The organism is Bartonella sp. AD13SXNS (assembly GCF_042196465.1).
Lineage (GTDB): Bacteria > Pseudomonadota > Alphaproteobacteria > Rhizobiales > Rhizobiaceae > Bartonella.
In genome coordinates this window covers 338,866-359,028 of record NZ_JBHIQI010000001.1, presented here as the reverse complement: position 1 = coordinate 359,028, position 20,163 = coordinate 338,866, and the positions used below count along the sequence as shown (strand labels likewise).

At 37.2% G+C, this 20,163-nt stretch carries 19 protein-coding genes; 12 read left to right on the top strand and 7 right to left on the bottom strand.

Annotated features, from left to right (window positions below; translation table 11 throughout):
* The 6 genes from ACFIMQ_RS01360 to ACFIMQ_RS01335 all read right to left on the bottom strand — a co-directional run bounded on the left by ACFIMQ_RS01360 (position 1) and on the right by ACFIMQ_RS01335 (position 7,746).
* Positions 1-1,224 (bottom strand): efflux RND transporter periplasmic adaptor subunit, encoded by a 1,224-nt coding sequence (locus tag ACFIMQ_RS01360; protein WP_375703240.1) that lies wholly within the window; start codon positions 1,222-1,224, stop codon positions 1-3.
* The gene (locus ACFIMQ_RS01355; RefSeq protein WP_375703239.1) at positions 1,221-2,699 is read right to left on the bottom strand and encodes an efflux transporter outer membrane subunit; all 1,479 of its coding nucleotides are present in this window, start codon (positions 2,697-2,699) and stop codon (positions 1,221-1,223) included. Before ACFIMQ_RS01355 ends, ACFIMQ_RS01360 begins: the two co-directional genes overlap by 4 nt.
* 61 nt (positions 2,700-2,760) lie before the next feature.
* Positions 2,761-3,576, bottom strand: a complete 816-nt coding sequence (locus tag ACFIMQ_RS01350; RefSeq protein ID WP_375615774.1) for an exodeoxyribonuclease III — start codon at positions 3,574-3,576, stop codon at positions 2,761-2,763.
* Between the two features lie 33 nt (positions 3,577-3,609).
* Positions 3,610-4,218 (bottom strand): outer membrane lipoprotein carrier protein LolA, encoded by a 609-nt coding sequence (locus ACFIMQ_RS01345; protein ID WP_375615773.1) that lies wholly within the window; start codon positions 4,216-4,218, stop codon positions 3,610-3,612.
* A gap of 112 nt (positions 4,219-4,330) precedes the next feature.
* A complete protein-coding gene (locus ACFIMQ_RS01340; protein ID WP_375703238.1) occupies positions 4,331-4,453 on the bottom strand; it encodes a hypothetical protein in 123 nt (40 codons plus the stop codon).
* An 863-nt stretch (positions 4,454-5,316) separates the two neighbouring features.
* Positions 5,317-7,746: a DNA translocase FtsK gene (locus tag ACFIMQ_RS01335; RefSeq protein ID WP_375703237.1), complete on the bottom strand. Its 2,430-nt coding sequence runs from the start codon at positions 7,744-7,746 to the stop codon at positions 5,317-5,319.
* 715 nt (positions 7,747-8,461) lie between these two features.
* Between ACFIMQ_RS01335 and ACFIMQ_RS01330 the strand changes: the two genes are divergently transcribed.
* On the top strand, positions 8,462-9,739 hold the full coding sequence (locus ACFIMQ_RS01330; protein ID WP_375615771.1) for a ubiquinone biosynthesis hydroxylase: 1,278 nt from the start codon (positions 8,462-8,464) through the stop codon (positions 9,737-9,739).
* Positions 9,740-11,795: 2,056 nt separating this feature from the next.
* On the opposite strand, the gene ACFIMQ_RS01325 is transcribed toward ACFIMQ_RS01330, so the two are convergent.
* Positions 11,796-12,083, bottom strand: a complete 288-nt coding sequence (locus tag ACFIMQ_RS01325) for an H-NS family nucleoid-associated regulatory protein (RefSeq protein WP_375608594.1) — start codon at positions 12,081-12,083, stop codon at positions 11,796-11,798.
* A gap of 742 nt (positions 12,084-12,825) precedes the next feature.
* Here ACFIMQ_RS01325 and ACFIMQ_RS01320 point away from each other — a divergent pair.
* The 11 genes from ACFIMQ_RS01320 to ACFIMQ_RS01270 all read left to right on the top strand — a co-directional run bounded on the left by ACFIMQ_RS01320 (position 12,826) and on the right by ACFIMQ_RS01270 (position 19,924).
* Complete coding sequence (locus ACFIMQ_RS01320; protein WP_375703236.1) at positions 12,826-13,449, top strand: hypothetical protein; 624 nt, start codon at positions 12,826-12,828, stop codon at positions 13,447-13,449.
* Positions 13,450-13,581: 132 nt separating this feature from the next.
* Positions 13,582-13,881 (top strand): KorA family transcriptional regulator, encoded by a 300-nt coding sequence (korA, locus tag ACFIMQ_RS01315; RefSeq protein WP_375703235.1) that lies wholly within the window; start codon positions 13,582-13,584, stop codon positions 13,879-13,881.
* Positions 13,844-14,161: a VirB2 family type IV secretion system major pilin TrwL gene (gene trwL / locus ACFIMQ_RS01310; RefSeq protein WP_375703234.1), complete on the top strand. Its 318-nt coding sequence runs from the start codon at positions 13,844-13,846 to the stop codon at positions 14,159-14,161. Before korA ends, trwL (ACFIMQ_RS01310) begins: the two co-directional genes overlap by 38 nt.
* A 117-nt stretch (positions 14,162-14,278) precedes the next feature.
* Positions 14,279-14,590: a VirB2 family type IV secretion system major pilin TrwL gene (gene trwL, locus ACFIMQ_RS01305; protein ID WP_375703233.1), complete on the top strand. Its 312-nt coding sequence runs from the start codon at positions 14,279-14,281 to the stop codon at positions 14,588-14,590.
* Between the two features lie 116 nt (positions 14,591-14,706).
* Positions 14,707-15,027, top strand: a complete 321-nt coding sequence (trwL, locus tag ACFIMQ_RS01300; RefSeq protein WP_375703232.1) for a VirB2 family type IV secretion system major pilin TrwL — start codon at positions 14,707-14,709, stop codon at positions 15,025-15,027.
* A gap of 136 nt (positions 15,028-15,163) precedes the next feature.
* Complete coding sequence (gene trwL / locus ACFIMQ_RS01295) at positions 15,164-15,481, top strand: VirB2 family type IV secretion system major pilin TrwL (protein ID WP_375703231.1); 318 nt, start codon at positions 15,164-15,166, stop codon at positions 15,479-15,481.
* A 132-nt stretch (positions 15,482-15,613) separates the two neighbouring features.
* Entirely contained in the window at positions 15,614-15,925 is a 312-nt protein-coding gene (gene trwL, locus ACFIMQ_RS01290; RefSeq protein ID WP_375703230.1) for a VirB2 family type IV secretion system major pilin TrwL, read from the top strand.
* A gap of 137 nt (positions 15,926-16,062) precedes the next feature.
* Entirely contained in the window at positions 16,063-16,374 is a 312-nt protein-coding gene (locus tag ACFIMQ_RS01285; protein ID WP_375703229.1) for a conjugal transfer protein, read from the top strand.
* Between the two features lie 12 nt (positions 16,375-16,386).
* Positions 16,387-16,695, top strand: coding sequence for a type IV secretion system protein VirB3 (locus ACFIMQ_RS01280; RefSeq protein WP_375608584.1), 309 nt, complete (start codon positions 16,387-16,389; stop codon positions 16,693-16,695).
* Between the two features lie 2 nt (positions 16,696-16,697).
* A complete protein-coding gene (locus ACFIMQ_RS01275; protein WP_375703228.1) occupies positions 16,698-19,169 on the top strand; it encodes a VirB4 family type IV secretion/conjugal transfer ATPase in 2,472 nt (823 codons plus the stop codon).
* Complete coding sequence (locus ACFIMQ_RS01270; RefSeq protein WP_375703227.1) at positions 19,166-19,924, top strand: type IV secretion system protein; 759 nt, start codon at positions 19,166-19,168, stop codon at positions 19,922-19,924. The genes ACFIMQ_RS01275 and ACFIMQ_RS01270 overlap by 4 nt, the downstream gene beginning before the upstream one ends.
* Positions 19,925-20,163: the final 239 nt, after the last annotated feature.

Below are 20,163 nucleotides of genomic sequence, written 5' to 3'. Positions count from 1 at the left end.
TTAATTCTCATCTTCGTTCTGTTCATAAGGGATTTCTGGCATCACACCATCGCGTGAACCGGTAATAACCACATCCCCCTCCTGAAGCCCTGAAACAATTTCTGCCATCACTTTGTTATTAAGCCCCACAGTCACTTGTTTTGCCACCACTTTATTTTTTCCCACCAAAAGTGAAACCCATGCTTTGTGTTCTTTTGTTTCATCACGCAAAGCATCACTTGGAACCAACAAAACATTCTGAGCACGTCCTAGAATAATATGAACTTGAGCGGTCATATAGGTTCGCAAAAAATTGTCTTTATTATCAACATGCACAACCCCATTATAATAAATTGCCGATGACACAAGAGAGCTAGATCCTCCTGCGCCAGGATTAATACTCACATCAGCACGAATGGATTCAGGAGCCGGCTCGACTCTTTCCAAAGTGCCCTCATAACGACGGTGTGAATTGCCCAATACTGTAAAATAAAGAGGTTGTCCGGCATGAACTTTAAGAATATCAGCTTCCGAAATTTGCGCTTTGACTGTCATCTTTGATAAATCGCCTAGAATAACAATTGTAGGCGCAGACTGAACAGCATTAACATTCTGTCCTTCTTCAACAACCGTTGCCAAAACGGTTCCCGCCGAAGGAGCAGTTATCCGCGTATAACCGAGATTAACCTCTGCACTCTCCACATCAATTTTGGCTTGTACAATCTGCTGTTGCAGTTGAGCAATTTGCGCTTCGCGTATTTTCACTTGTGTTTCTGCATCATCAAGATTAGCTTTTGAAATTGCACGCGATTCTATCATTTTTTTCTGCCGCGCTAAATTTTTCTGAGCAAGGGCAAGATAAGCTTCTTGTTCCACTAAATTCGCATAGTAATGAGATAAAGCTGCTTTTTTTCTTTTCAGATCATTTTCTTGATCTGTAGGATCAATTTCTGCCAACAGATCCCCTTCTTTGACAACACTGCCTGGAAGAACGCGCATGGAAACCACCCTCCCCGTAGCACGTGCCCCAACCGCCACCAACCGATAAGGACGCACAAGTCCAGAAGCCAAAACACTTTCCTCGATATCACCACGCTTCACCACAGCTGTCATATATATTGGTGTGGATGTTCCAAAAAAAACAGAGCGTAGCCACAACAAAATGAAGATAATGAAGAGAGAAATAAGAAATAACGAAAGTTTTTTGTGTTTTCTAATGAAATCTTTGATGAAATTTTTTTTCATTGCCCTACCCTTACAAGCGAACGGGATGTACCATCAACAACTTCCGGACGTGACACATCAACGACTCCATCCCATCCCCCCCCCAATGCTTTCATCAGAGCAATATATTGGGTAGCTAAAGCAATACGGCTATCTTTAAGTGCCATTTGCGCAGAATAATAGGAACGATCAGCATTTAACAATTCAAGGAAGCTGATATTTCCATTTTCAAAAAGGCTTCGTGAAAGTTGTAAAGAATGCAAAAAAGCTTTATTTGCAATGACAAGCTTTTCAAGACGCTGATGTTCTTTTGTTAATCTCACAAGCGCGTTTTCCACATCTTCTAAAGCACTCAATACAGCCGCCCGATAAGTAATAAAAGCCTGATCACGCTGTGCCCGCGCCATCGCAATAGAGGCAACAATCTGTCCTCCATTAAAGAAAGGGAAACGAAGACCAGGTCCAAAAGACCAGCCAATGGTTGAACTTTTCCATAATTGGTCCATTGCTGTTGCTGCTGTTGAAATATTCCCCGTTAAAGTGAGGGATGGATAACGTTCTGCCTCACGCTGACCAATGCGGGCTGTTGCTTGCGCATATTGGCGCTCTGCCCGTCGTAAATCTGGACGCGACAATAAAATATCTGCTGGAATTCCTGCTGATATTGGCCATTGTGGTTGTGGAATTTTCACTTGTTTGGCATTGTTTTGCAAAAGTCCCTTCAAAGCCGTAGGGACATGACCAGTCAAAACGGAAAGGCGATGCATACTCATTGCCACATTGGCTTCCATCTGAGATATATCGGCTTCTGTATTGGCCATTTGCGCTTTTGCATTTGAAACATCAAGTTCAGAAATATCACCTGCTGCTAATTTAGCACGCATCAATTCATATGTTTTGCGTTGTGTTGCAGCAATTTGCCGCACAATCAACAACTTTTGTTGCCAACCGCGCATTTGAACATAATTTGTTGCCACCTCTCCTAACAATATGACCATGGTAGCGCGCATATCTTCCACCACCGCTTCAAGACCATATCGTGCTGCTTCAACGCCTCGCTTATGCCCACCAAAAAAATCCAGCTCCCAACTAGCATCAAATCCACTACGATATTGGCTCAATGCACCAGATTGTTCAGATCCGCTACGGGTTCCTGAAATTGTATTTGACGCACTTGGCAACAAAGATCCCAATGCTTGCCCTAAACTCGCCCGTGCCTCACGAACTCGGGCTTTAGCAACTGCAACATCATTATTCCCAGAAATAGCCTCATCCATTAACGCATTTAAAACTGGATCATTTAACCGTCGCCACCATCCAGCAAGGGCAATTGAATGCCCAGATATCTGAGCAAATTTCTGTCCCCAAGCTGCTGGAACACGAAAAGATGTTTTCTGGTAATTAGGACCAACCATACATCCTGACAAAAGCAAACACAACAAGACACTAGAAAATAATCCACGAGAAGCACCCCATTTGAGATTTCTGATATACATCCAGTCTCCCGCATTCTTTCAGAATCATTATTTAATATTAATACTTTATTTACCTCTTATTTCAAACTTGACGTGAAAAATCAAATACAGTTTGCACAGGAATATGATCTGAAGGACGTTCCCATCCGCGCGCATCACGAAAAGTTGCAAGATCCGCCACAAAAGGCGCTAAATCTGGAGAGGACCAAACATGGTCAAGCCGCCGTCCGTAATCCGTAAGCGCCCAATTGCGTGCACGATAACTCCACCATGTGTAAAGTTTAGTAGGAACAGGAATATGCAACCGCATAAGATCAACCCACCCGCCTTGACAACACAAATCCTGTAAACGCTCAGTTTCAATGGGGGTATGGCTTACAACCTTCAACAATTGCTGATGAGACCAAACATCCTCTGCCAAAGGAGCAATATTCAAATCGCCCAGCAAAAGAGAAGATATCCCCTTTTCCTGATCTGCGCGGATAAGAGACATTTCCTCTAAAAAATCAAGCTTATGACGAAATTTTTCATTCACATCAGCGTCAGGAATATCTCCCCCAGCTGGAACATAAAAATTATGAATCCGCAAGATTCTCCCATGGACTTCCACAATTACTGAGATATAGCGGCAATCTTGATTTTGACAAAAAAAACGCTTTTTTACCTTTTTAAAAGGTAAACGAGAAACAATAGCCACCCCGTTATAAGATTTTTGTCCACTCAATGCGATATGCTTATATCCTGCTGCCTCAAAGTCCCTCACTGGAAATAAAGCATCTGGACATTTTGTTTCCTGTAGACACAATACATCTGTAGGAAAGAGTTCCAAATACTGAAAAACCTGTGCAAGACGCAAACGAATAGAGTTAATATTCCAAGTCGCAATACGAAAAAACATCTGTTTTAATCTCAATGACGTGACACTATTTCTTCATTTCTGCGAAGGAAGTTTAAACATTCCATTAGCGAATCGAACATCTGTCTGCACATTCATAATCTGCACAGTAGTTTCCAAATTTTGTTGGTCAACAATTGTCCACTGCCGCAAAGCAGAACCTTGAGAATCAAAAACCATCCTTATTTGCCCTACCCCAATTGTTTGATCACGCAAAACAATCGTCACGGCCCCAGGATCTTCACGAAAGGCCAACAAACGCCCAGAAGATACGTCAATTTTATCATCCAACAGAAATTTCATTGGCGTTTGCGAAAGTTGGGAAAAGTTCCAAGTATTCAAAGCTCGATTGTTAATGCCCACAAATTGACCATCTGCAATAATCTGTAAAGGCATTTTCTTGTAAATAAAACGAATTTTCCCTGGACGCTCTAGATAAAACGTTCCTTGAGACATCTTTCCCTTTGGACTAAATTGAATAAAATCACCTGTCATTGTTTTGATTGCCGCAAAGTGGTTCACAACATTCTGCGCCTTTGCCACTTTATTAGAGGCTTGCGAAAAAGCAGGAAAAGTTAAACACCAAAAGACAATAATCCCCACAAACCCAAAGACTCTTCTTTGCGACAAAAAAGACGTTTTCATAAAAATGCTCCCAAGCAATACTTAATTGGCTTTATCATAAACAACAAATGATGAATAAATACCCTGCTTTATAAGATATAAGATATTATTTGAAAAAACTATCAAAAGATTTTTAAAAGTATTCTTCTCCAAAAGTCCCCCCACAAAATTCCCGTTTTCCCGCATAATTTGCTGAACCAATGATGCCTTCTTCTTCCATTCCCTCAATCAATGTCGCCGCACGAATTATAAGCAATGCCTAAACAGTGTTGAATATAAGCATTTGAAGCCTAATCATCACAAAGCACAACAGCAACAGCTTGACAATAATCATCTGCTCAAGAAGAAGCCCCCCAAAACATCCGTCTTATATTCTTTAACCGTTTGCGGTATTGTTTCCAAAGAAACAATCTGCCTTTAAGCCTCCCCAAAGGACCAAAATTCCTACTTTTCTGCTAATTTGCTCAACGCATAATATATTTTTTCCCACTCATAATCTGTGAAGCAACATAGATTATAGGCAATACACGGAACCAATGAAGGACGAAACATAGTACTTTGCGAATCTGAAAACTCTTTTCAGAAACAAAAAGGTTTTTTGACTTCACCAAAAAGAATAAAAGTCCTCACCCGATCAGATCTATAAACAGTTTGGATTTTAGTAGGTTCCCCTTGGCTTCTCACCCCATATGCTTCACCTTACATAAAGCTGATAACCCCTACCTTAAATATTCAATACAGCCTTTAAAAAACACTTAATATATCAAGCCTTGCATACTTTTATACTACAGCACCTCACATGACATTATTTCACATCTATACCTTGATTTATAATGGTAAATTATCATTTTTCACCGTGAATCATAATGTCAAATACCGTAAGATTTTCTCACCATATACTTATCTCATATTGAATCAATTTAAATCATTGGCTTACATATCACAAGCAAGGCCGACATATGGATAAAAATTAATAAGCTAAAGAATAAAAATACTTCTTATGAATTGTCTCAAATACCAAGGACTGGAACAATGTATGATGATATCAACTTTTTACGGCAGAGTAGGATAACCACCTATTTTTATAAGATATTATTAAAAAACGCTTATCAAGATTTTTCAAAAGCGTTCTTCTTCAGCAGGAACTAAAATTTCTCGTTTCCCTGCATGATTTGCTGGACTAATAATCCCTTCTTCTTCCATTCTCTCAATCAATGTTGCAGCACGGTTATAACCAATGCCTAAACGGCGTTGAATATAAGAAATCGAAGCCTTACGGTCACGAAGAACAATAGCAACAGCTTGACTATAGGGATCATCTTCTGAAGGAGAAGCCAAAGAAACATCAGCATCATCCTCTTCAACTTCTTGTGTAATTGTTTCCAAATAATCAGGTCGTGCTTGCGCTTTGAGATGCGCAACAACCTGCTCCACTTCATCATCCGCGACAAAAGGTCCATGCACACGCTGAATACGTCCTCCTCCCATCATGAAGAGCATATCTCCCTGCCCCAAGAGTTGTTCGGCACCTTGTTCGCCTAGAATTGTTCGGCTATCAATTTTTGAACTCACTGAAAAAGAAATGCGTGTAGGAAAATTGGCTTTAATCGTCCCAGTAATAACATCAACAGAAGGACGCTGTGTTGCCATAATCACATGGATACCAGCGGCGCGCGCCATTTGCGCTAAGCGTTGAACCGCCCCTTCAATATCTTTACCAGCAACCATCATTAAATCAGCCATTTCATCAATAATGACAACAATATAGGGCATAGGACTAAAATCAAGCGTTTCCGTTTCATAAAGAGGCTCACCTGTCTCATGATCAAAGCCAACTTGAATTGTACGCACCATTGTCTCTCCTTGACCTTCTGACTCCTTGAGACGTGCATTAAACCCATCGATATTGCGAACGCCAAGTTTGGACATTTTACTATAGCGCTCTTCCATTTCACGAACAGCCCACTTTAAAGCAATGACGGCTTTTTTAGGATCTGTCACCACCGGTGTTAATAAATGAGGAATGCCATCATAAACCGAAAGTTCAAGCATTTTGGGATCCACCATAATGAGGCGACATTGTTCAGGTGTCATCCGATAAAGCAGAGATAAAATCATTGTATTGATAGCAACAGACTTTCCTGATCCTGTTGTACCAGCAACCAAAAGATGAGGCATTTTTGCTAAATCCGCAATAACAGCTTCTCCCCCAATTGTCTTGCCCAAAGCAAGCCCTAATTTTGCTTTGCTTTCAATAAACTCCTGCGCTTGCACAATTTCTCTTAAATAAACCATCTCACGCTTTGCATTGGGCAATTCTATTCCAATCACATTGCGCCCTGGAACCACAGCAACACGAGCAGAAATCGCACGCATCGAGCGCGCAATATCATCTGCTAGACTGATGATACGAGAAGACTTAATGCCAGCAGCCGGTTCAAATTCATATAAAGTAACCACCGGTCCAGGACAGGCATCTATAATTTTCCCTTTGACCCCAAAATCTAACAAAACCCCTTCAAGTTCCTGAGAATTTGCTTTTAAAGAAGCAGGTGAAAGTTTTGCATCCCTAACAGATGGTGGTGCAACCGAAAGATAATCTAAAAGTGGAAGAACAAAACCACCATTTGAAGAAGCGGTTAAACGCTTTCGACTTTTAACAGGAGAAATTTCATTTTCCTCACACTTTTCTTTTTCATCCAAAAAAGTTGGTTCAATCCGATCAAATGGCTTTCCTCGTTTCTTACTCTGAGAACGCTTCTTGAAACAAAAAAGGCGAAAAAAATGCGCTTGTAAAAAATAAAAAAGATGTAAAATAGCGCCAAGAGTTGTCACAAAAAAACCGTGTGACACACGATCATCCTCTGCAGCATGTTCCGTATCTTCTTCCTCCTCAAAAATTGGATGAATGATTTCGTTTTTGGGTATGCTTTTTTCTTTTCTTTTCTTTGTTTGACGCCGCCATATCACATTGCCAGCAAAAGCAGCGATAAAAAAACCTAAAAGAATAAAAACAATACTGAAGCACACAGTGTAAAGTGGAGAAAGAAGAAAAGGAAAGATTGAAGAAGCAACACTTAAAGCTTTATCGCCTAAAACCCCTCCCAAGCCCATTGGCAATGGCCAATAAGTAAAAGAAGCAATAGGCGTCATAAGGGAAAAGGCAATTAAAAAACAAATCGTTGATACCATCCACAAAAAAAAGCGCCAAGGCAAATTGTAGATATTCTTTTGTGCCAACAAAAGAAAAGACCAAAATAATGGCGGCAATAAAACAGCAAGACTTGCCAAGCCAAAAAACTGCATAATAAAATCTGAAAAAATCGCACCCAACCACCCCATAAGGTTTGTCACCTCATTGGTATTTGCATGGGTTAAAGATGGGTCCGCAACATTCCAAGTTGCCAAAGCAAATACACAAAAAATAATAAAGCCCAAAAGCCCAAGCCCAATGAAAACGCCAATCTGGCGTAAGAACATTTCAATAAGCCGAAAACCTTGAGAATTTCGTGCTTCTAATGAATCATAAGGAGAAGAACTTCGGTGCATCCATCAATTCCAAATACAAAACTTTTATATTGAAAGAGTTATACCTTCCTCCCTCTTAAAAAAAGACGAAGCTTAAACTCAGCGCCAATCTGTAAACAATCCAGCTTCTTATCTAGCAGATTCTACCTTCTAACCATTTCATATCGTTCATATACCACACCTTAAGGGACAATACTTCATAAGGCGGAAAAAAAAGCCCTACTTTAAATATCTATAACACGATCAACCAAAAAACACCTCATGTGTAAAGTTTTACATAATAATGCACTCCTAAACAGAAGATGTTTTACGCTACATCATGTTAATAGCAAAAGATTAATACCGTTTTAACCATCACTAATGAGCCCATTTTTCCTTATCTATCATACGCACTAAATGCACCCCTTCGAGGGACAAACATATTAAAGAGCATTCATACAAATTAAAAAATACAATATCTTCTTTGTTTAATTTTAGTTTTCTTTTTTATCAACCAAGTGTAAAAAGAATTGAAGAAGATATTCAAAAAAGCTTATCCGATAAATCTGTAAGATGAATCACATAAATGATTAAGCAAAAAAACTCTGAAAAACTAATCTGTCACCAGATTGGCGCCAAAAAGAAACCTCGTTCTTGTAAAGCAGAAAGAAAAATAAAAGTTAAGATATTTTAGGCAATGTAAAAAGATATTCTTTTTAAAAGAAAGCAAACTATAAACAATGGAAGAAGAAGTATTGTGTGTTCTAATCGCAATAAAGACGTACAACCCAATAAAAAAATAAAATCCCATAAAACCAAACAATGTGATCTCCTCATTGCGGGAGGAGCAGCTGTCGGCTTAACACTAGCAATAGCACTCAAGCAAACAGCCCCTAATCTGAAAATAAAAATCGTTGATGCTGCTCCACAAGGAGATACCCCTGCTTCTAACATACGAACCATTGCCCTTACTGCTGCTTCTATTCGTATGTTAAAACAATTACAATGTTGGGAACCTATAGAGCCCTATGCGCAACCCATTCGTTCAGTGATCATCACAGATACAGGGACAAATGACCCTGTCAAACCCACTCTTTTAACCTTTGAAGGCGATATCACCCCCAATGAACCCTTTGCTGCTATGGTAGAACATAGAGAACTCATCAACACTTTAAAAAAACGTGTCAAAGATCTCAATATCCCTGTTATTACAAACACACGTGTCATTGATTTTCATCAAGAAGATCAACATACAACCGTCACTTTAAATAATGAAGAGGTTTGGCAAACAAAATTGCTTATTGCAGCTGACGGAGCCCATTCGAAATTACGCAAAAAAGCAGGTCTTAAAAACTTTTCTCATCCCTACAAACAAACAGCAATTATCTGCACAATTGAACATGAAAAACCCCATTATGGTCAAGCAATTCAACATTTTTTACCTGCTGGCCCTTTCGCTCTTCTCCCTCTCAAAGGCAACCGGTCCGCTATTGTGTGGAATGAAGACCATAAAACTGCGCAATATTATCTCAAAGCGGATGCACTTATTTTTGAAACAGAACTTGAAAGACGCATCGGCCATCGATTAGGAAAACTATCTTGGAATGGCGAACGTCAAGCTTTTGCTTTGAGCCTTTCTTTAACACGTCAATGTATTAAGCCACGTTTTGCCCTCGCTGGTGATGCAGCCCATACCATCCACCCCATTGCAGGACAAGGACTAAATTTAGGATTACGCGATAGCGCTGCACTGGCTGAAGTCATTATTGAAACAGCACGTTTAGGTCTTGACATTGGCTCCCTCACTGCTTTAGAGCGCTATCAAAGCTGGAGACGTTTTGAAATTGTCCGTATGGCTTTAAGCAATGACTGGCTTAATAAACTCTTCTCCAACGATAACCTTCTCTTACGGATGCTGCGCGATACCGGTCTTGGAATTGTCAACCAAGCGCCAAAAATAAAAAAATATTTCATTCAAGAAGCTTCCGGACTCACCTCCAATGCCCCACGTCTCCTACACGGCTTTCCACTTTAAGAAAAAATCCATACCATTTCATTTTTTACATCCTTTGACTTCCTCACACACCTCAAAGAAGAAAAAAATCCCTCTCGACTTGATCTGTTTACAGTCCGGATTTTTATCGAGTAGGTTTCCCTTGACCTCTTTCTCACGCATTTTACTTAAACATTAAGACTCGATAAACAAGTCATCCTTTAAGAATATTCATAACACACTGAAAAAAACATTTAATATTTCAAGGAGGTTGTATCACCACACCTCAAAGGACGCTCTTTCACAGCATAACAAAATAAACAAAGCTTTTTAGCACATAACAGTTTTATTTATAATAATAACTCATTGTTCTCATATTGAATGAGAACTCTGAAGTTTGTAAAATACTCTTAATTTCAAATCTGTATATATTGAAATAATCAAAATTATATCTTTTGCACATCACAAGCGGAATTGGCGTATAGATAAAACAATTTAAAGAAAGCAATAAAAAGCCTCTCATGAACACTCTCAAGTGCAAAAGCTATCCGCAACATAGAAATTGGCAAAGTGCGTAACGGTACCACCTTACATCCTATTACTAAAATAAAGATGGTGGTGCACAATAGATTTTATATGATCATAGGAGAACTTATACGTTATATTATTCACGAGCAGTGTCATAAAATGAGCTTAGTTACATTGAAAAGGTTTCTTTTAAAAAGCATGTAAATTGGCAACACAAATGCATCCCGTTGCGCTCTATTTTACGACAAATCCTTCAATTTATATGGAAATGCCACAATTTCAAAAACTCTGATATACAACAAAGTGTTCCGCACTCTATACCATCACATATAATTGTAAACTTGCATATTACCCCTATTTTTGCACCATAAAAGAAAACGGATAGAAATAAAAAATGCTCAATCTTTTCATTTTCAATGCACTCTTTATTCCTGATACATACATGCATATCAATGATATTTTAATCACAAACACTTAGAAATATGTCATAAAATTCTATTAAAACCCATACTAGCCATAGAAAATTTCCATTTTCAACACACTTACTCACATCTACTATACGAATAATAAATAAAGTGAATGTCTCACATATATAGTCTTACAAAAAAGACTAAACAAAATCTATGAAAAACATAAAACTCTTGTTCTACAAAACCTATTTCAAAAATATAAGGATATTAATTTAACAACATATTGATTGATAAAATTATCATTTTACGTATTGGATTAGAATCCTGACGCAATCAATTTTCTCATTTCAATCCTTTTTGTAAGGAATCAATAAAACCCATTTATGTGCACAGACTAAAAAAAGCAACGTCAGTAAAACTATAAAAAAGGAGGTAAAATGCTCCTCTTAAAATCAATGCATTGATTTATAAGGATCATTTATCGTTTTCAACTTGAATAAGAAACCCCGAATATTGTTAACCCCTCTCATTTCAAATCTCGATATATTGAAGTAACCAAAATCATACTCTAACACGTCATAAGCAGGAATAACGTGGGAGTGAAAACACGAAAAAAAAAGCGTAAAAAGCCTCACACTCCCAAGTGCTAAGGGCTCTCGCACACAGAGTTCTCACAACACCAAAAAATGTCACAATATCCAAGAGCTGACGCAGTATAGATGCTGCCAGCTTTTTCTTTTATTAAGTGTAAAGATGAGAATGCTCTATTAAACTTTATATCCTTCCTGGTAGCGCTTTATCGTTATATCCCGCACGAGCTCCAACATGAAATGGGTGTAACGAGCTTTAAGACATATCTCTTAAAAAAGCACGCACATGTGCAGCACAATAGCGTTCTATTTTATATGAGGGACGTGATTCCATTAAATGTTAAGAGTAAAATTACAGCATTTTAAGCTGGCAAACTTAATGATGATGCCAATTTATTACAACAATACCTTTTTCATTTAAATACATTGGTTCATGCTCCCTATCGTTTTATTCGATCACTCAATACTCTACATCCGTTTATTATCTTTGTATATCAAATGATCAAAAAGAGCATACTTCTTGCATTCATATTTTTTAGTATTCCCTTATCTTGTAATATTGCACATGTGTTATGTTACTTCTAGTTCATCAAGTGTATACCCATTTTCCAACCACTCTTTAATCCACTTAGGTCTACGTCCCCGCCCATTCCATAATTCCCATTGGTTATTAGGATTTCGATAATGACGCTCTTTATTTACAAGATCAGCGATATCAATTCCATGGGCATTAGCAATTTCAAGAATTTTTCGTCGCGCATTTTGCTTTTCCTTTGCTTGCCGTTTTTTCAATTCCACATCGATTTGTGTACGCATCTCTTGTAGTTCATCAAAATTCATATTTTTGAGATCATTCACCTTAATTACTCCCCTTGCAAAAAAGAACTACTCTTTGCCATATTTTAAACATAATTATAGACGATTTTTGTCTATTTGTTATCGAAATTAAAATTACGATAAATATATCACTTTGACGGAGATGTGCTTTGAACTACAAAAAGCTGTTTATTGGTATATCAATTACCAGCACTGTATATTTTTTCAGTTCAATCATGAGAACTGGTAAGTACAGTGCACAAACACCATCACACCTCTCTGACTCTCATGAGTCAGTAGTCAAAGGTAAATATAAATCGCCATTCTATAAACTATGGCAATATGCGACAAAGAACAAGCCCTCTTCCTATAATGGTAGTGTAATTTATTATGAGAATAAGAGACCCCCTCAAGTACAATGGCTTTTTACTTCGTATAAATGTTTTTTGAAAAGATTTTTGCAACTAAAAAGTTGTATAAAACAAGTCCCTTCATTAAAATCTCAGCGATCATTCTTGCTTAAAAGCATCACTTTTTTCCGTAAGTCCAATAATATTGGTTGGCGTAATGTGTCCTATTTTATCCCTCACATTGACCTCAATGGTTGGATATTGGCATATATTAAACATCTCCTTAGAAAAGAACAGTTCAATAATCACAAAGAATATTCTGAGCTAAACAATCCCATTCTGCAAATTTATAAAATCAAAAGACGGAAACAAAAAGCACCACACAGAATTGGCATTTGTATCCATAAAATTTTTCATAATAAGGTGTATTGCTGATGATTGTCTCAGATTTCACAATGTTTGCTGCTGCATATATATCCAATACCCCCCCCTGCCCAGTATTTTCAGCTCTCATCGAACAAAGAGAACAGGATAATATTTATATAACAGATAATAATAAATTATTCCGTCAATCATTTTCATTTAGAAAAGGAAGCGCAACAAATCAGCAGTTTAAACAAAGTAAACATAATTTTGACGTAAACTTGAAACAAAGTGACGTCGGAGATGTGAAATCATTTTTTCTTTTTGACACATTTGGTTTTTGCAGAAATCCTAAAGCTAAACAAACCGCTTTAACCTACCACTATGAACCAACAGCATTTGTATATAACTCTAAAGAGGATACATTACAGTCCGCGCTAAATTTCTATAATATAGGAAATTTAAATAACCTTTATATGCAGAAGATTTCTTCATTTTTTGAAGTAAAAACTTCTCATCTTGTAAATGATCAAACGTCACAAGAATCTATAGAAATTCACGAAAGAGAACAAAGACAAACAACGAAGACAGAAGCTCTTTCCAAAGAAGAACTAGAAGATGTATTTGCACATAAAGCAAGTAGCGCTCATGATGCTTTTGCAACGGAGAATTCTTCTTCATTAAGAAAAAACTAGAGTGATGATTGATGTTATCACAAATTAAAACTAAAATTTTGATAGGATATTACAATGAAAAGTAGATAAAGAAATATTAAAGCTCTAATTAGTAAGATTAGATAAAATCTCTTCTAATTGAGGGCAAAAAAAATGAAAATGATAGAACAGAACAGCGTTGATATAGCATTTAATCAGAAAGCAGCACGAGAAATTACAATTGTGATGCGCTCGGAAAGGGAATGGTATTTTACGTTTGTTGCCGATGATCCAATCACCGGAAAACCAAATAAATATACGCTTCTTACACAAAGAGGAAAACTAAGGACTTGGGCAGATCCCAAATATCTCTTTAAGTTTCTTCATGAACGAGGGGTTATTTATGGGAGTTTTAATCTTAATCAGGATGAAAAACATGAAACAATTAAATATTCTTCAAACAATAGTTCGTAATAAAACAACTCAGATCTCTGTAACTTTAATTGCATTCTTTATGACTCATCCTGTATGGGCCCAAGCACAAGGTTTAGGAAATGCAAAAAAGGCTTTAGGCGAATTTCAAAAAGAATTAACAACGATTGTCCCTATCGCAGCTGCCGTTATACTTTTATGCCTAGCAATTGGTTATGCGGGACGCTACATCGAAAAAGACACATTTGTACGATGGGCAATCGGTGTCATCATCGCAGGTTCAGCAGCTGAACTTGTGGGGATGTTATTCACAAAACCATAAAACATCTTTTTATTCAAAGAGAAACCTAAATTTCAAAGATTTTATCTATATCAATAAAAGCCATATCAGAAAAATAAAGCATTCATATCAACTGTAATCTAAATTGGGGTAAAAAATATGAAACAATCAAATATCTTTCAAAGAGCAGTTAATACAAGCATCTCAAATGTGACAATAATGACTGCTTTTTTTCTAGCACATCCCGTGTATGCTCAAGCGCAAAAGTTAGAAAATGCCAAAAATGCTTTAGATAAATTCAAGACAGAATTGATTGGAATTATTCCAATCGCTGCTGCTGTTATACTTCTAGGCTTAGCAATTGGTTATGCAGGACGTTATATTGAAAAAGATACATTTGTACGGTGGGCAATCGGTGTCATCATCGCAGGTTCAGCAGGTGAGCTTGTTGCTTTATTATTTAAACCATGAAATGTTTCTCTCATAAAAGAAAAAACTTAAATTTCAGTATTTTATTGTGTGATAAATTATTTTTTGTCCCGCAAAAAGATATTTATGCCAACCACAATTTAATGAGAAAAAATAACATGAAGAAATTAATTAGCTTTCAGAAAAATAATAATAAAATTATCGCAATTTCTGCATTCATAGCTGTATTCGTTATGGGTTCCCCTGTATATGCCCAACAAACTTTAGGAAAAGCTAAAACAGCGCTAGAGGCTTTACGGGATGACCTCATTGCAAACATTATTCCTGTCGCTGCTGCCGTCATACTTTTGTGCTTAGCAATTGGTTATGCAGGACGCTACATCGAAAAGGATACTTTTATACGATGGGCAATCGGCGTTATCATTGCCGGCTCAGCGACCCAACTTGCTAAACTGTTATTCACAGGTGCAGCCGGCTAAATTTAACTGTGAAAACATATAATACAAAATGTTTGTATAAAAAGTAAAGTTATTCGTCAGTTATAAATAAACCAATAACGGTTTTATTTACATTGGATATATGAGATGTGATTTAAAGTATTAATAAGAGGAAAACATGCAAAAATTCATTAATCTTCAATCAAAAAGTAACAATAAAATTACCATACTTTTTTCAGCTATAAGTGCCTTTATTATAACGCATCCTGTATATGCACAAGCAAAACTAGATACTGCTAAAAAAGCTTTAGAAGGTCTCCAAACAGACCTTACAACCCACATTATCCCTCTCGCCGCTGCCGTTATACTTTTATGTCTAGCAATTGGTTATGCGGGACGCTACATCGAAAAGGATACATTTATACGGTGGGCAATTGGCGTTATCATCGCTGGCTCGGCAACCCAACTTGCTACGCTTTTATTCACAGGTAAATGAAAATAACTACGTGCCAGTATAGCACATAATATTCTCAAATATTTGTCAATTTATATATGCCTTAGCAATTAAGATAGTACATATTGAAAAAAATAAAGTGTGCTTATAACGTCTTTACTCGAGATAAAAAATATGAAACAAATAAGTAATCTTCACTTAAAAACCAAAAATGGAATCGCTGCAATTTCTGTAGCTACAAGTACCTTTTTTATAACGCATCCTGCATATGCAAACCTAGGCAAGGCTAAAACAGCTTTAGAGACTCTAAGAGACGATCTTATTAATAACATTATTCCTGTTGCTGCAGCCGTCATCCTTTTGTGCTTAGCAATTGGCTATGCAGGGCGTTACATCGGAAAAGATACATTTATACGGTGGGCAATCGGCGTTATCATTGCTGGCTCAGCAACCCAACTTGTTGCAATGTTATTCAAACCTAATTGAAATCAACCATAATCAATAAAATACAGAATGTTTTAAGCATATCTACCGAGTGTAAGTTTGCACCAACAATAATATCAACATATTGCAAAAAGGAAATGTTATTCATAACACCTTCAGTTTAAATAGGAATAAAAGATATGAAGCAATTAAATATTCTTCAAGCAAAAACGTGCAACAATATTAGTATTATTGTTATCGTTTTAATTGTGTGCTTAATAACTCAATCTGCATATGCTCAAACGGAAACAAGAAGTTTAGATGTTTTTATAGGGATGCAATATGGGTTAAGTATGGTTATTCCTATTGCCGCTGCCATCATTCTTTTATTTCTTTTGCTTATTTATATACTTCGCATCATTGCAAGATCTACATTCATACGGTGGGCATTCAGTGTCATTATTGCTGGTGCAGCCTTCTATATTAGCCACATATTATTTAACATCCAATAACAAGGACATTCCATGAAATCACAAGAACAGAAATCATTCCCATTATTCAAGGGAGCGACACGTGTTCCAACAATGTGGGGTGTCCCTATGATGCCGCTTATTGTTATGGTTATGGGGGTCGCTGTTATTGCTATGACAATAAATATCTTTTTGTGGATTATAGCCCCGCCATTATGGTTCGTTATGGCGCAAATTACAAAAAACGATGACAAAGCATTTCGTATCTGGTGGTTATGGATCGATACCAAGTTTCGCAATCGCAATAAAAGCTTTTGGGGTGCATCGAGTTATAGTCCCTCTAATTATAGTAAAAGGAGATAAGCATGACAGCTGTTGAAAGCAGCAAACGTCTCGCATCAGAGACACCTGTAAGCCTGTTCCTTCCCTATTCACATCATATTACAGATACGATTATCTCTACGAAGAATGCAGAATATTTGTCAATTTGGAAAATTGACGGACGCTCGCATCAAAGTGCTTCAGAAGAAGATATTTTTCAATGGACAAAAGAGTTTAATAATACTCTACGGGGTATTGCATCGGCTAATTTATCATTTTGGACGCATATTGTACGCCGTCGTGTTTATGAGTATCCTGATTCAACATTTGATCAAATGTTTTGCTATCAGCTTGATGAAAAATATCGACAAAGCTTTACTGGTTATAATCTGATGGTTAACGATCTGTATCTGACTATCGTTTTCCAACCAATAGCAGATAAAATTATGTCGTTCTTTTCTCAACATGAGCGCGAAACGCTTGATCAAAAAAAGATGCGACAAGACTTATGTATCAAAGAACTCAATGACATTAATCGTACTTTAGGCCAATCATTAAAGCATTATGGTGCAGAACTTCTTGGTACTTATGAAAAAAATGGCCATGCTTATTCTTCTGCACTTGAATTCCTCGGAATGCTTGTCAATGGCGAATATCGCCCTATGCCAATTTGCCATGACCGTTTTTCTGACTATATGTCTATCAATCGACCTTTTTTCTCAAAATGGGGTGCTCTTGGTGAACTGCGAACAATCAGTGGAATGCGTCGATTTGGAATGCTGGAAATTAAGGAATACGACGCAACAACCAAACCAGGACAATTGAATGTTTTGCTGGAAAGTGATTTCGAATTTGTATTGACGCAGAGTTTTTCTGTGCTCTCCCGACATGCTGCTAAAGACTATTTACAACGACATCAGCGTAATCTTATTGATGCACGAGATGTAGCAACGAGCCAAATTGAACAAATTGACGAAGCACTCAATCAGCTTGTCAGTGGGCATTTTGTTATGGGGGAGCATCACTGTACATTAACCATATATGGTGATACAATTCAACAAGTTCGTGACCATATGGCCAAAGCAAGTGCAGCACTCTTAGACGTTGCGGTATTACCTAAACCTGTAGATTTAGCGATAGAGGCTGGCTATTGGGCACAACTTCCTGGCAATTGGAAATGGAGGCCCCGTCCTGCTCCAATTACATCACTGAACTTTTTATCATTTTCATCTTTTCATAATTTTATGTCAGGAAAACCCACAGGTAACCCGTGGGGACCAGCCGTCACAATTCTTAAAACGACCAGTAAAACGCCGCTTTATTTCAATTTTCATGCCTCCAGACTTGAAGAGGATTCAACCGATAAACGATTACTCGGTAACACCGCACTTATCGGACAATCTGGATCTGGTAAGACTGTGCTGCTCGGCTTTTTATTAGCACAAGCGCAAAAATTTAAGCCAACAACTGTTGTTTTCGATAAAGATCGTGGTATGGAAATTGCCATCCGAGCGATGAATGGAAAATATCTGACATTCAAGCCAGGTAAGCCAAGTGGCTTTAATCCATTTCAACTCCCTCCCACACAAGAGAATCTGATTTTCTTAAAACAATTTGTTAAAAAATTAGCAGAAGCTGGTGGCGAAATCACACATCACGATGAGGAAGAAATTAACAAAGCCGTTATGTCTGTTATGAGTAGTAACATTGACCAATCGCTGCGTCGTTTGTCTTTTCTGGTGCAATTTTTACCAAATCCACATTTGAGTGATTATAACGCACACCCGTCTGTTCACGCTCGCTTACTAAAATGGTGTGAAGGTGGTGATTATGGATGGTTGTTTGATAATCCTCATGATGCTCTTGATCTTTCAACACATCAAATTTACGGCTTTGATATCACGGAATTCTTAGATAATCTAGAGACTCGTACTCCAGTGATGATGTATTTACTTTATCGTACAGAAGGCATGATTACCGGACAACGGTTTATGTATATCTTTGATGAATTTTGGAAGCCGTTGCAAGACCCATACTTTGAAGATTTGGCAAAAAATAAACAAAAGACTATCCGTAAGCAAAATGGTATTTTTGTTTACGCAACACAAGAGCCTAGCGATGCTTTGGAAAGTAATATTGCCAAAACACTCATTCAACAATGTGCAACTTACATTTTTCTAGCCAATCCCAAAGCAAATTATGAAGATTACACAAAAGGCTTTAAATTAACAGATACTGAGTTTGAACTCGTTAAAGGGCTTGGTGAATTTAGTCGCCAATTCCTCATTAAGCAGGGAGACCAATCCGCACTTGCAGAGCTAAATCTCGGTAAATTCCATGTAACAAGCGATGGAAAAACCATCGAACATGACTTTAGTGACGAACTCTTGGTGTTATCAGGTACGCCTGATAACGCAGAGTTGGTCGAAAGCATTATCACAGAAGTTGGTGATGATCCAGCAATATGGTTACCAATTTTCTTACAGCACGTAAAAAATGACAGGAGGGAAACATGAAGAAACAAGTCATTTCAATAGCAGTAGCAATAATGTTAGGAACACCAAGCTTAGCGATGGCTTGGAGTTTTGGCCTTGGAACCGCAACTTTGGCAGAAGAGATTTCGAATTCTTTGTCTTGGGGAAGTTCAAGAAAAGCACCTAAAAAGCCTTCATCTAAAAAGCCTTCTATGCCTCAGTATTATATAGAAATTATACAACTGATAAAACAACAGCTTGAGCAAGCAAGAAAAACACACCAATCAATAACGGGAAATCGGCAATTTGATATTAAAAATCCTGCAGAGCTACAAACAGATCACAGCAGTTTTTTTCTTAAAAATCCAGAGATTATCTACAATAAAAACATCCATTTAGCTATATCTCAGTCACTTGAAAGTGTCTTAAAAGAAGAAGAAATTCCTGTCTCTATTCGTGAGTCTCGCGATTCTATTAATAAACGTATCCAATATGCAACCGCCATTGATAAAATTGTAAGTTTACAAACTTTTCAAGAAACAGAAAATCGTTTTAACCAAATCTCAGAACTCTTAAAAAAAATAAATACAACAACCGACTTAAAAAGTATTGCTGAATTACAGGCGCACATAAAAGGCATGCTAGCCATGATCCAGAATGAAACAACAAAATTGCAAATGGTTGCATATTCACGCAATACAGAACGAGCACTTATTAGTCAACAAAAACAAAAACGTAATATGAAAATTCTTAACAGTGAAAATAAAGGAATGCCAATAATACGATCTATACGATGAAAACTTTATGATAATTTTCTTGTATTATCAGCTTTTTCTGTTTGTGTTTTGTTGCACTTCTTCTAGTAATTATATTTGAGCTTATTGATTAAGTATATTTAGTAGCTTACCCACGTAATCTACAACAGATCAGTAAAATAATAACTCATATGTAAGAACCTAAATTAAACATTTGGAAAAAGGATTTTATAAACTTAATCATGTTCTTTTTAAAATTATACTGCGAATATATTTGTTGG